The 12,739-nt window shown below is 36.5% G+C and carries 11 protein-coding genes, 1 tRNA gene and 1 pseudogene; 7 read left to right on the forward strand and 6 right to left on the reverse strand.

Features of this window, described 5'->3' with window-relative positions; genetic code table 11:
• Positions 1-455 precede the first annotated feature (455 nt).
• A complete protein-coding gene (locus tag ACE38O_RS03165; protein WP_374698202.1) occupies positions 456-3,101 on the forward strand; it encodes a 2-oxoglutarate dehydrogenase E1 component in 2,646 nt (881 codons plus the stop codon).
• Here ACE38O_RS03165 and ACE38O_RS03170 read toward each other — a convergent pair.
• Both ACE38O_RS03170 and ACE38O_RS03180 read right to left on the reverse strand, forming a co-directional pair.
• Positions 3,094-3,693, reverse strand: coding sequence for a TIGR02217 family protein (locus ACE38O_RS03170; protein ID WP_374698203.1), 600 nt, complete (start codon positions 3,691-3,693; stop codon positions 3,094-3,096). The genes ACE38O_RS03165 and ACE38O_RS03170 overlap by 8 nt on opposite strands.
• A 471-nt stretch (positions 3,694-4,164) precedes the next feature.
• Complete coding sequence (locus ACE38O_RS03180) at positions 4,165-4,914, reverse strand: DsbA family protein (RefSeq protein WP_374698205.1); 750 nt, start codon at positions 4,912-4,914, stop codon at positions 4,165-4,167.
• Positions 4,915-5,177: 263 nt separating this feature from the next.
• Here ACE38O_RS03180 and ACE38O_RS03185 point away from each other — a divergent pair, with 263 nt between their 5' ends.
• From ACE38O_RS03185 to ACE38O_RS03210, 6 genes and pseudogenes are all read left to right on the forward strand, one after another.
• Positions 5,178-5,330 carry a hypothetical protein gene (locus ACE38O_RS03185; protein ID WP_196770130.1) on the forward strand — a complete coding sequence of 51 codons (153 nt, stop codon included), beginning with the start codon at positions 5,178-5,180 and terminating at the stop codon, positions 5,328-5,330.
• A gap of 58 nt (positions 5,331-5,388) precedes the next feature.
• Positions 5,389-6,420, forward strand: coding sequence for a Fic family protein (locus ACE38O_RS03190; RefSeq protein ID WP_374698206.1), 1,032 nt, complete (start codon positions 5,389-5,391; stop codon positions 6,418-6,420).
• A 95-nt stretch (positions 6,421-6,515) separates the two neighbouring features.
• Positions 6,516-8,003 carry a UbiD family decarboxylase gene (locus ACE38O_RS03195; protein WP_374698207.1) on the forward strand — a complete coding sequence of 496 codons (1,488 nt, stop codon included), beginning with the start codon at positions 6,516-6,518 and terminating at the stop codon, positions 8,001-8,003.
• A 43-nt stretch (positions 8,004-8,046) separates the two neighbouring features.
• A complete protein-coding gene (locus tag ACE38O_RS03200) occupies positions 8,047-8,577 on the forward strand; it encodes a phospholipase D family protein (RefSeq protein WP_374698208.1) in 531 nt (176 codons plus the stop codon).
• Between the two features lie 109 nt (positions 8,578-8,686).
• On the forward strand, positions 8,687-9,229 hold the full coding sequence (locus ACE38O_RS03205) for a hypothetical protein (RefSeq protein WP_374698209.1): 543 nt from the start codon (positions 8,687-8,689) through the stop codon (positions 9,227-9,229).
• A 142-nt stretch (positions 9,230-9,371) separates the two neighbouring features.
• Positions 9,372-9,699 (forward strand): annotated as a pseudogene (locus ACE38O_RS03210) (transposase family protein); the annotation flags it as partial.
• A 33-nt stretch (positions 9,700-9,732) separates the two neighbouring features.
• Here ACE38O_RS03210 and rnc read toward each other — a convergent pair.
• The 4 genes from rnc to ACE38O_RS03230 form a co-directional block, all read right to left on the reverse strand.
• Positions 9,733-10,431, reverse strand: a complete 699-nt coding sequence (gene rnc, locus ACE38O_RS03215; RefSeq protein ID WP_374699072.1) for a ribonuclease III — start codon at positions 10,429-10,431, stop codon at positions 9,733-9,735.
• Between the two features lie 90 nt (positions 10,432-10,521).
• Positions 10,522-11,589 (reverse strand): quinone-dependent dihydroorotate dehydrogenase, encoded by a 1,068-nt coding sequence (locus ACE38O_RS03220; RefSeq protein ID WP_264328913.1) that lies wholly within the window; start codon positions 11,587-11,589, stop codon positions 10,522-10,524.
• 129 nt (positions 11,590-11,718) lie between these two features.
• Positions 11,719-11,790, reverse strand: a tRNA-Cys gene (locus ACE38O_RS03225).
• A gap of 5 nt (positions 11,791-11,795) precedes the next feature.
• Positions 11,796-12,692, reverse strand: coding sequence for a class I fructose-bisphosphate aldolase (locus tag ACE38O_RS03230; RefSeq protein WP_374699073.1), 897 nt, complete (start codon positions 12,690-12,692; stop codon positions 11,796-11,798).
• Between the last annotated feature and the right edge of the window lie 47 nt (positions 12,693-12,739).

Below are 12,739 nucleotides of genomic sequence, written 5' to 3' on the forward strand. Positions count from 1 at the left end.
ATATAAGCTGAAACGCGCTTATAAGTCGTTTAAGACAGTATAGTACGCCAATTTGCAGGATTAGAGAGTGACAACTAGCTAACACGGGATTTCTTTTGCCTTTTTTTCTGCTTAGTAAATTTCTTAAACATTTATGACTAAAGGTTAGTTGCATTAAAAAGCAGCTGATTCGCGGTTATTAAACGTTTAAAACATAAAAAAACGCCAATACTGAAAATAGACAATGACTAGGGCTTCTTTTGCCTTTTTTTCCGTTTGGTAAATTTCTTAATATTTATAGCAACATGAACTGGGCAGGAAGGTGTCATTCCAGTGTCAAGCACTGGCATGACACCCTACTAGTAGCACAATGTTCCTACAGCTGTAAGTGCAACTTAATAATTAGAAACTATAGGAGTTCTTTTTTAAAAAACTTAAGTTATACTTATAAGTGTTTGATATCTTATATAGTGATTATGTCGAATTTAAGCTGCCTTTATGGTGATAATGCAGAATTTGTGGAAGAAATGTATAGCCGTTATCTGCAGGGCGATAAATCAATCGGGGAAGATTGGTATAGAATTTTCTCAAGCAATTTAGAAGTTAATAAAGCGGAGCCCTGCAATGCAACTAAGGTGGATGATTCAGTTTCTAGTTTGGCAAATTTTTTCAGATCTTACGGTCATTTTTTTGCTGATCTTAATCCGTTATCACCCAATGTGAATAAGGAAGTAGATTATCAGAAATATTCGAATCTCTCTCCAACGCATGACGCTGAAATCTACAGAGATATTTACTGCAAGAATATCGGTTTTGAATTTATGCATATCTCCTCTTATGAGGAGAGAATATGGCTGCAGGAAAAGATCGAAAATCAAACCTATACGCTGAGTTCACAAGATAAAAAGGAAATCCTGAGGCACTTGATCGAATCTGAGATGTTCGAGCAATTTCTCCATATGAAATTTCCTGGATATAAACGTTTTTCTATCGAAGGTGGGGAATCAGCTATCGTTGCAATTGAGAAAATCATTAGTGATTCTGCAGCTTTTAGTATTGAAGAAATAGTCCTTGGCATGGCTCATCGTGGACGACTCAATGTTCTAACCAAAGTTATGGGCAAAGAATATGCAGCAATGCTATCTGAATTTCAAGGCAATCTCGCACACCCAAGTGGTCTTGAGGTGTCTGGCGATGTTAAATATCACCTTGGTTATTCTTCTGATCGAGCACTTTCAGGTGGTAAAAAAATACATTTAAGTTTATGCCCTAATCCATCTCACCTTGAAGCGGTTAATCCGGTTTTGGCTGGAAGAATAAGAGCAAAACAGAATATAAGATCTGTGCTTGGCATATCAATTCATGGTGATGCGGCTTTTATCGGCCAAGGAGTGGTTGCTGAAACTCTAACCTTAAGCAATATTGAAGGCTATAAGGTAGATGGTACCGTGCATATTGTCATTAATAACCAAGTTGGTTTTACTGCGAGCCCAAGCTGCGCACGATCCTCTTTTTATTGCACTGACATAGCAAAATCAATAGAAGCTCCGGTTTTCCATGTGAATGGAGATAACCCGGAAGCTGTGAGTTTTGCTGCAAGTCTGGCAATGAAATATAGACAGAAATTTAAAAAGGACGTAGTGATTGATATAATATGCTACCGCAAATACGGCCATAATGAAGGCGATGAACCGAATTTCACTCAGCCACTTATGTATAAGGCGATATCAAAGCATAAAACTCCAGGAACGCTGTATGAAGAAAAATTGACTGCAGAGAAAGTATTAGATGGCGATGAAGTAAATAAATTGCGCAGTGAGTTCAGGGCAAAATTAGATAAAAGTCTTGCTGAATCAGTGACTTACACTCCAAAAAAAGCTGACTGGTTCGGTGGAGTGTGGTCAAAATTAAGAAGAGCAAAGCTGAACGATTTGAGCGAATACTACACGGATTCTGGTGTTCCGCCAGATGAGTTGAAAAAATTGGGTGTGCATATAAATAGCAATATTCCAAGTAGCTTTAACATTAACAATAAGGTTAGAAAAATACTCGATGGAAGAATAGACAGCATAAATTCTGGTAGCAATATAGACTGGGCAACTGCCGAAAGTCTTGCATTTGCGTCACTGCTTACAGAAGGAATAGGAGTGCGTTTATCAGGACAAGATTCTGGTCGTGGGACTTTCTCGCACCGTCATTCAAGGCTTATTGATCAGGCAACAGAAGAAGCGTTTATTCCGCTAAACAATATAAATGAAAAGCAAGCTCACTTTGAGGTCATAGATAGCGCTTTATCAGAGTATGCTGTAATGGGATTTGAATATGGATATAGCCTTGATTCCCCGTATTCACTGGTGCTCTGGGAAGGACAATTTGGTGATTTCGCAAACGGTGCACAAATTATGATCGACCAGTTTATCGCATCTGCAGAAACAAAGTGGTTGCGATCAAGCGGTCTAGTTCTATTGTTGCCCCACGGTTATGAAGGGCAAGGACCTGAGCATAGCTCCGCACGTATAGAGAGATTTTTGCAACTCTGCGCAGAGGATAATATGCAGGTAGTTAATTGTTCCACTCCGGCGAATTACTTCCATGTCTTACGCAGACAAATGCATAGAGACTTTCGTAAGCCTTTAGTAGTGTTTACACCTAAATCACTATTGCGTCATAAAAGAGCAGTTTCTAACCTATCTGACTTTGAAGGAAAATTCCTCACGGTAATTCCAGAATGTAGAACAGGTTTAGTTTCAAATAATGAAATACGTAAAGTTGTAATATGCAGTGGTAAAGTTTATTACGATATAATTGAAATGCTTGAAGTACAAAAAATAAACGATATAGCAGTAATACGTTTAGAACAATTCTATCCATTTCCTGCCGATAAACTAAGTAATGAACTTGAAAAGTATAAGAACGCTGAAATTATATGGTGTCAAGAAGAACCAAAAAATATGGGAGGATGGTTTTTTGTCAACCCATTGATAGACGAGGTGTTATCTGACCTCAATATTCAAGCAAAAAGACCTAAGTGTATCGCAAGACCTGCTGCTGCATCTCCTGCATGTGGTTATGCTCGTGTTCACACTCAGCAACAGGAGGAAATTTTAAAGCAGCTTAATTAAACTTCACCTCTACTAGTGGAATGTTATTCCAGCTATTGCTTCCATAGTCATCAATAGAAGCGTTTAAGTAATCTGTATCAAAGCGCACGGGTACATCAAATTCGAAGCTCGCAGTGATTATTACATCTTTCATTGGCAGTTTTGTAAATGCTATTTCTCCCGTTGAATAATTTACTGAATATTCACTCTCTTCTTTACCATTTAAATAAATCTTTACTGTCCCATGTACTGGCTTTTTGATCATGCGTATATGCTTATCTTCCCCACTTACATAAGTTTTGATTAGCTGAAAAGTCGTTTTTTTGTTATCTCCTATACCAATCTTTTGATTAATGGCTATAAAATCTGACCAATCCTTAAAACGAAACCCTATTGCTTTACCTTTTCGTGCATGAAAAAATGTTATGAGTTCTGTTAGCTGCTCGTTTGATCTGACCCCGTAAGCTATGTTGTATCTAGTACGTGCATGAGACCAATTGATGTTGCGCTGTTCACAACCATTATGAGTTGTTACAACGTCAGTGGAAAATTCCGGTCCTCCAGTGGAACCATAAGATATATTTTCTGGAAATCTAATTTCTGTGAATGACATATGTCCTCCTGAAAAATGAAGTTGAAGTAGTTTGGATAAAGAAAGTGTACGAACGTTGTAATTTAAGAGAGCCCTCCAGTGCCCAGACACATAATTGTACGAACATTGTGATTTGAGTCACCAGGAAGGTGTCATCCCAGTGCCCTGACACTGGGATCCAGGTTTCCATGCAACCTCATTAAGAACATTTATTTAGCATAAGATCAGCTACTTTCTATGCTCATCAAATCAGTTTGCTTACTTGTAAGTAAAATTTCCTGGATGCCAGTGTCAAGCACTGGCATGACACCATGTTGTGTGTGGACTACTTAACAAAAACAAATGTTCATACAATCATGTGCCAGCTACTTGCATGACACCTCTGTGCTTGAAGTAAAAGCTGCTAATTATTGAGTGTAATAAACCATACCTATGGTTACTATACTTAGGTCCACTTGTACTGTCAAGCAAAAAAATAAAATTTTATGGCAATTAGCCTTTTAATTCATCCACCTTTTTGCGTAGCACATTCAAATCAGTTGCTCCTACAAACAGACTATCTCCAATTATCAAAAAAGGTGTACCACCTACTCCCAAATCTCTTACTAGGAGCTTACTGCTATTTATCATTTGCTCAATTTTGTCCGCGTTATTTTTCATGGAATTATTAAAGTCGTCTTCATTAATCCCTATGCTTTTCACTATATCCAATATGCTTTTGTCTGAAAATCCTCCTTTGTGACTTAAAGCAGAATAGTGAAAGTCGAAATATTTTTCTTTATCAATAAAGTAAACAGCTAAAGCGCTTTTTGCTGCCCTTAAAGAGTCATTACCAAGTATTGGAGCATCCCTAAAGATATACTTAATTTTACCGTCGTTAATTAACTGCTTTATATCATTCTTCATAGCTTTGCAATATCCACAAGAATAGTCAAAGAAGCCTGCAGCTACAACGCTACTATTTTCATTTCCGGAGTAAGGATAAGTAAGGTCAAATATTTGATCCTTGTATTGTGAAATTTTACTTTTGGTCACATTATCTCGAGCAGCGTAACTACTTTTAATTGACTCCTCTTTGAGAGTTTTTATGATCTTATCAAAATTTCTACTTATATAATTATCTAATTTCTCACCTATATAATCATCGCTTAGCGTTTGGCTGCGATTTGAAAGCCAATTGTTTATTACTGGTAAACTTGCTACTGCCAGTATAAGGATCAATAAAAACGATATTCTAGACATACAATTTATTTAAAAACCTACAACATAAAACTTTAGTACACATTTATCTGTATATTAAAAGAAGCATCTAGTATTAATATATGAAAACATTTATATCAAGTGTATTTTATAACCAGTTTTGCCTCAAATGCAAACTTTACACAATAAAACTCAAGCACATTACCACAAAGTTCATCAGAAGACTTGGTAGCAGAGGCGCGCGGAGCATAGATTTAAGTTGTTTGTTTTATTCCGCTGTGTATAATTTTTCGCGGAATAAACATATGAGTGAACCGATAATTGGTAGAGAAAAAGAAATAGCTATTCTACAAGACAAACTTCTTTCTCAATCAGCCGAATTTATTGCTGTTTATGGTCGGCGTTGTGTAAATGTTGTATTATCTGCATTTTATCAGCATAATATAGAAGTAATGTAATGCAGATATTATGCCGATGCCAAATTATACGATTACCTCCAAAATCGCTAATTGCCTTATGAGAATTGAAGCAGCAAAAGAAAAAGTGTTACATTTGCCGCTCACTGTATCAATGCTCTCGTCCCTTCGTGAAACTGCACGGCTTTATACCACACACTATTCTACTATGATTGAAGGAAATCGACTTGAGCCTAAACAGATTGAAGAGGTTTTAAGTGGTAAAAGCCACTTTCCAAAATATAGGAGAGATGAAAATGAGGTTAAAGGATATTATGCAGCTTTAACCCAAGTTGAACAATGGGCAGCAAGGAGAATACCCATTACTGAGAAAGCTGTTCAAACACTACATGCCCTAGTAATGGCGAGTGGAAAATCTAAAGTGAAGCCAACCTCTTATCGTGATGGTCAAAACGTTATTCGTGATAGCCGTACACGTGCAATAATTTATATGCCACCTGAAGCAAAGGATGTACCAAAGCTCATGAGCAGTATGATTGATTGGATTCGTGACAGTGAACAAGTGCCTTACCCAATTATTGCAGGTATTGCTCATTATCAATTTGTAACAATTCATCCGTACTATGACGGTAATGGTCGTACTGCAAGATTGCTAACTACATTAATTTTACACCTTGGTGGATATGACCTAAAAGGGCTTTACTCATTGGAAGAATATTATGCTAAAAATCTAGGGGCTTATTATGAAGCAATAAGTGTAGGTCCATCGCACAACTATTACATGGGACGAGCTGAAGCAGATATCACTAAGTGGGTGGAGTATTTCGTAGAAGGTATGGCAAATTCATTTGAGAACGTTTTACAACGTATAAATGAAGAAGAATACCACACTAATCAGACTGATCTTATACGCAAGCTTGATCCTAAACAACGCAAAGCTCTTGAGCTCTTCCAGGAGTTTTCCGCTATTACAGCTAGTCAGGTTGGCGAACTATTTAATTTTAAGCCTCGTACTAGTGCGCAACTTTGTAAAAAGTGGGTAGAAATGGGGTTTATTGAGATTGTAGACTTTTCCAACAGAGGAAGAAAATACAAGCTTAGCAAGCAATATGAGGATTTGATCTCAAATTAACTGAAAGCTCGCTAGACAGGAAAGCAGTGCATAGGTCAAATTTCAATAAAGTGCTTGAAAACTAAATGTAGACTTAAAGTTTTAAAAACTGGAATATGTACAACGACTTACGCGACTTCATCAAAGCCTTAGAGGGAAAAAAGGATCTGATTAGGATTAAGGAGGAAGTTTCAACAGTTCTTGAAATGACAGAAATTCATCGCAGGGTTTTGTCAAATAAAGGACCAGCTATCATCTTTGAAAATGTTGTCACGGAAAACGGTAAAAATTCGATTCCAGTTTTGGTGAATTTATTCGGTACTATTGAAAGAATTGCGTTGGGACTGAACATAAACCCTGATGAACTGAGAGATTTGGGTAAACTTCTCGCATTTTTGCGATCACCTGAGCCGCCAAAAAACTTTAAGGATGCTATAAAAATGTTTCCTTTGTTGAAAGTCGTGTTATCGATGCGAAGTAAAGTCGTGAACAAAGCTCCATGTCAAGAGGTAGTGCTAACCGGAGATGAAGTGGACCTAAGTCTACTGCCCATTCAAACATGCTGGCCAAATGAACCTGCACCACTTATCACCTGGCCGATTGTGGTAACAAAAGGACCCACGAGAGACAAACAAGATAATTTCAATCTTGGAATATATCGTATGCAAGTTGTGGATAAAAAAACTACTCTAATGCGCTGGCTTGCACATCGTGGTGGTGCAGGTCACCACAAACGATGGAAAGAGAAGGAACAAAATATGAAATTTCCTGCTGCTGCTGTGATCGGTAGTGATCCTGCAACAATTATTGCTGCGGTAACTCCAGTGCCAGAAACATTGTCAGAATACCAATTTGCTGGGTTGCTGCGCAAAAAACCGCTTGAGCTTGTAAATTGTAAGACTATTCCGCTTCAAGTGCCCGCTCATGCAGAGATTGTTCTGGAAGGCTATGTAAGTTTGGATAGATATCAAGATGAAGGGCCATACGGAGATCACACCGGCTACTATAATTCTGTTGAGCAATTTCCAGAATTTAATATTACTGCAATTACTATGCGCAAAAATCCAATTTATCTCAGCACTTTCACTGGCAAGCCACCTGATGAACCATCAATTCTTGGTGAAGCGCTCAACGAAATCTTTGTGCCCATTCTTATCAATCAATTTCCAGAGATAGTGGATTTTTATCTGCCGCCAGAGGGTTGTTCATATAGAATAGCAGTAGTGTCGATAAAAAAATCTTACCCCGGACATGCAAAAAGAATTGTTATGGGCATACTTTCTTTTCTCAAGCAGTTTTTATACACGAAATTTATTATAGTTGTTGATGATGATATAAATATACGTGATTGGAAGGAAGTGATGTGGGCAATATCAACGAGAATGGACCCTGTACGTGACACAATCACAATAGAGAACGCACCTATTGATTATTTAGATTTTGCTTCCCCTGAAAGTGGCCTGGGAGGTAAAATGGGATTTGATGCAACAAATAAAATCCCGCCTGAAACCAAACGAGAATGGGGAGAGAAAATTGAAATGAGCGAAGAAATAGTAAGAAAAATCACGGAGAAGTGGGAAGAATATGGATTGACAGGTGATTAAATTATGATGTAGCCTATCGCCGTATATCCGGGGGTGGGTTGTTGTGAGGCTTTTTCACTTTTTATTCTTGTTAATGTGTTTTTCTCTGTATTACTATGCGGGTTTTATATTTTCGCCCTGCCCAAAAGCTACGGTTTGCTTTTCACCTGGAGAAGATTGTGCTGTACCGATAATCAGCGTAATAGATCAGTCTAAAAAATCTATCTTAGTTCAAGAATATACATTTACTCTTGGAACAGTTGCAAAATCTTTGATTAATGCTAAAGAACGCGGTGTTGATATTAAAGTCATCTTAGATAAATCGCAACTCTACTCAAAATATAGTGTTATAAATGAATTATTTTCAGGTGGAGTACCAATTTGGATCGATGATAAGCCAAAGATTGCTCATAATAAGATAATGATTGTTGACAATCAAAAAGTCATCACAGGGTCATTTAACCTTAGTAAGACAGCTAAAAAAGGAAATGCTGAAAATTTATTAATTATTACAGATTATCCTGAATTGATTCAGCAGTATGTGAAAAACTGGGAGGCACGAATGTCACAATCTTATAAATACGCTCCCAACTAATTGAGAGCGCTTGCTCAAAATCGGTTTTAAAAACAGCAAGGGAGAGCTTTTTTGATTGATTGGCATAATGATTATGATATAATGAACTAAAAGTTTAAGGAATAAAATAATGGATTATATAAATGATGCTGCCGGTAGCTACACTGCCATTCATGATTTTTTTCAAAACAACGGTGTTGGAGGTTACAAAGTTCAATGCAGTTATGGTGGTGTACCGTATGCTACTGATGAGTACGTGCATTCTGGCGATAAATTTTGGAGTAATAATTTCATAGACTCACATTTTGGCAGGGAAATAAAAATGTATCCTCAAAGTGAACTTTTAGCTAAAGAATATGCTGGAAATACGTTGCCAGTTTCAATATCACTAGATAAGGATTTAATAAAAATGAAGGAATGTCAGAAAAAAACGAAATTTGTGGAACTAGAAAGGGAGTCAGGTGATTTAGTGTATGATAAGCAAAAGCATGTAAAGTGTTACACAACAAAGCTATCATATGATGATGTACATATTTACAATAACGATAAAGTTTCAACATTTAGCATAAAATACGACGTGCCAAATGATACGAAATACAGTTTAAATATAACATTTACAAAGGTTAATGATAATAAACCAGGATTTTGGCAAAAATTTAAAAACATGTTTTAACGTGACCATTCACTAGACTTCTTTCAAAATTGTTAGAGGGAGTGTAAGATCAAGTATTTGAAAGCATGAAATATAAGGAAATAGAAAAGTTAGAAGGAGAAAAGTTTTGACGTTTAACAGGGGTAAAAAAAGCAACATTTGAGCGAATGGTAGAAAACATGATTTTCGGATGTTTAGAAAATCAAAGGTAGCAGTATTGCCATAAACTAAAATCTTAGCTGATGCCGGCTACAGGGAAATGCAGAAGATACATAAAAATGTTGTATTACCGCACAGGAAAACGAAAAAGAATCCGTTAAGCAAAGAACAAAAAAAAGAGAACAGAACACTTATGATCCAAAGGGCAATAGTTGAAAACGTAATTGAAAAGGTTTAAAATCATTTCTGATAGACATAGAAACCGACGAAAACGTTTTGGTTTAAGATTTAATTTGATTGCTGCTATCCACAATTTTGAGCTCCTTATATGAATTTTGAAAGAAGTCTATTAATGCCTATTTTGCCTAAACTGAAGCGTCTTTTCCAATTTTTTCTAGCATCAACTCAGCAGCTTTTTGTTCAGCAATCTTTTTACTAGAAGCGCATGCAGAAACTTTACCATAATCTTCTATGCAAACTGATATAGTAAATTCAGGATTGTGCGCTGGTCCAGTTTGTTTTACAAGCTCATACTCTGGTAAAGGCAATTTGTTTTTCTGAGTCCACTCTTGCAGTGAGGTTTTAGGATCTTGAGGGGGGTCAAGCATGCCTTTAGCTAGCTTTTCCCAATATTGGGTAATAAATTTTTCAACATTTTCAAGTCCGCCATCAATATAAATTGCACCTATTAGTGCTTCAAGTGAGTTTTCTAAATTTTTTAGATTACATCTCCCTCCATTGCAGCGTTCACTATTATTCATGATGATAAAGCTGCCTAATTTTATTTCTTTAGCAACATTAGCAATGGTGTTGCCACAAACTAAATCCGTCTTTCTTTTTGCCAATGCTCCTTCTTTTTCTTCAGGAAATAGTTTAAACAGTATGGCAGATACAACCATATTCAAAACACTATCGCCCAAAAACTCTAGTCTTTCGTAGCTTACAATCTGGTTTTTGCTATTCCTTTTATTTACGCTTGGGTGAGTTAGTGCCTCTTCTAATATTGCATAATTTGTAAATTTATAATCAATGATCTTAGATATTGCATCATTCAAACTCTTCATACCCATTATTTAAAAGAAAAGCACTTTCTACCACCTTTATACCAGAGAATTAGTTTTATTTTATTAAAATAATACCACCAACTTCCAAAATTAATGTATACAACCCACCACCTCACTAATGTTACTAAATCCATCTCTCCTTATTAGTTCTGCAAGTTCTAGATTAATTTTGTTTACAACTTGAGGTCCGTGGTATATGAGAGCAGTGTACAACTGCACCAAAGAGGCTCCTGCCTTTATTTTTTTATATGCATCAGCACCACTTGAGATTCCTCCGCACCCTATCAATAATATTTTGCCCTTAGTAAATTTGTACATATCGCCCAATAACTCGGTTGAAAGTTTGAACAGTGGTTTGCCACTCAATCCGCCACTTTCGTTGTGGTGGGAATGCAGATTATCTCTACTTACCGTAGTGTTGCTTACTGTTAATCCGTCAATCTTATATTCCAACGCAAGCTCAGCGATATTTTCTTTCGTTTGCTGATCTATATCTGGTGAGATTTTTAATATTATTGCGGAATTATCAATTGATTTCCGGGTTAGAGTTATGGATTTCAACAATTTCGATAATTCTTGCTTATTGTGCAGATTGCGTAAATTAGGCGTGTTTGGAGACGAGATGTTCAGCACTATATAATTGCTTTTTCCATATACCATCTTTATTAAATCAACATAATCACTAATTTGGTCTTTCGATGCACTATTTTTTCCTATATTTATGCCAAAAATGCAGTCATCAAGCTTGGTTTCATCTATTTGTTTAAGAAAATAGTCTATTCCTTTATTGTTAAATCCCAATCTGTTAATTACCCCTTGATCTTTAATTAACCGAAAAATTCTTGGTTTTTTGTTTCCATATTGTGGATTACGAGTTACAGTACCAGTTTCAATAAACCCAAAACCAAATGAAAGCATAGGTCTTATAATTTCTGCATTTTTGTCAAAACCTGCAGCCAGGCCCACGGGGCTTCTGAGCTTATTACCAAAAAAATTCACACTCAAAGATTCTGGCAGCTCTATAGGATTCTTATAAGGTATTTTCTTTAATGCCATGATTGCCAAAGAGTGAGCAACTTCAGGCGACAGTAAAAACAATAAATTACGTAATATCATTTTGTAAAACACTTTGCTTATTTTTAGTTTATTTTTTACCATGCAACACTATAAGAGTATAACCATAAATTGAAAAGAAATTGATTTTACTTATGAATAATGGATAAGCTTTCTCTATAGGTTACACACTTAAAGCTACTGTTAACTTTTACAAGATATAGAAAATGAAAGAGGCCGGGACCGGAATTGAACCGGTATAAAAGGATTTGCAGTCCTCCGCATAAGCCATTCTGCCACCCAGCCGTTTTTTATGTGTAGATATTCATTATATCTTTTAGCATAGATAAAGCTTCCTCCCTTTTGCGTTGAAAAGCGTTACGTCCAATGATTGAACCATTACCACCACCCTGCTTAATTTCTTTCGCTTCATTGCATATGTCATCTACTTCCTTCGATTCGCCACCAGAAAAAACTACTATTCTTTTCCCTGCAAAACAAGATCTTTTAACATATTCAATTCTTTTAGATAATGATTCAATATTTTCTGTTTCTATTTTCTCCCTTTCCAAATATTTAGTTGGAAGTTTTACTTTGATTATATTAGCGCCAAGTAAAGCTGCTATGTGCGCAGCATAGGCAATAACATCAACTGCTGTTTCACCTTCTTTGGAAATTCCTTCACCACGTGGATAAGACCATAGCACTACTGCAAGCCCATAAGATTTGGCTTCAGCTATGATTCCATGGGCTTCTTCCATCATATCAAAACACTTGGCAGAACCAGGATATATAGTAAATCCAACAGCCAAGCAGCCCAAACGCAGCGCATCTTTCACAGAAGAGGTTATTGCTTGATCGGAAGTCAGATTCTTCGAATGTAAGGAGTTGGAACTATTAAGTTTCAAAATAAGTGGAAGCATTCCAGCATAAGTTGAGGCACCAGCTTCAATCATACCAAGTGGAGCAGCATATGCACTTACTCCCGAATCAACTGCAAGCTGAAAATGATAATGTGGGTCATAAGCATCAGGGTTAACTTCAAAGCTTTTTATTGGCCCGTGCTCAAATCCTTGATCTACGGGCAGAATCACTAATTTGCCGGTACCACCAAGTTTTCCATGCATGAGAATACGAGTGAGGTTTGCTTTTACCCCGGGGTTTTCACTTTCGTAGTAGCTTAGGACTTGTTTTACTTTATCACTTATCACTATAATTCAAATTAAATTTAAGTTATAAATTGTAACAAAGATGA

The organism is Wolbachia endosymbiont (group B) of Limnophora tigrina (assembly GCF_964263235.1).
Classification (GTDB): domain Bacteria; phylum Pseudomonadota; class Alphaproteobacteria; order Rickettsiales; family Anaplasmataceae; genus Wolbachia.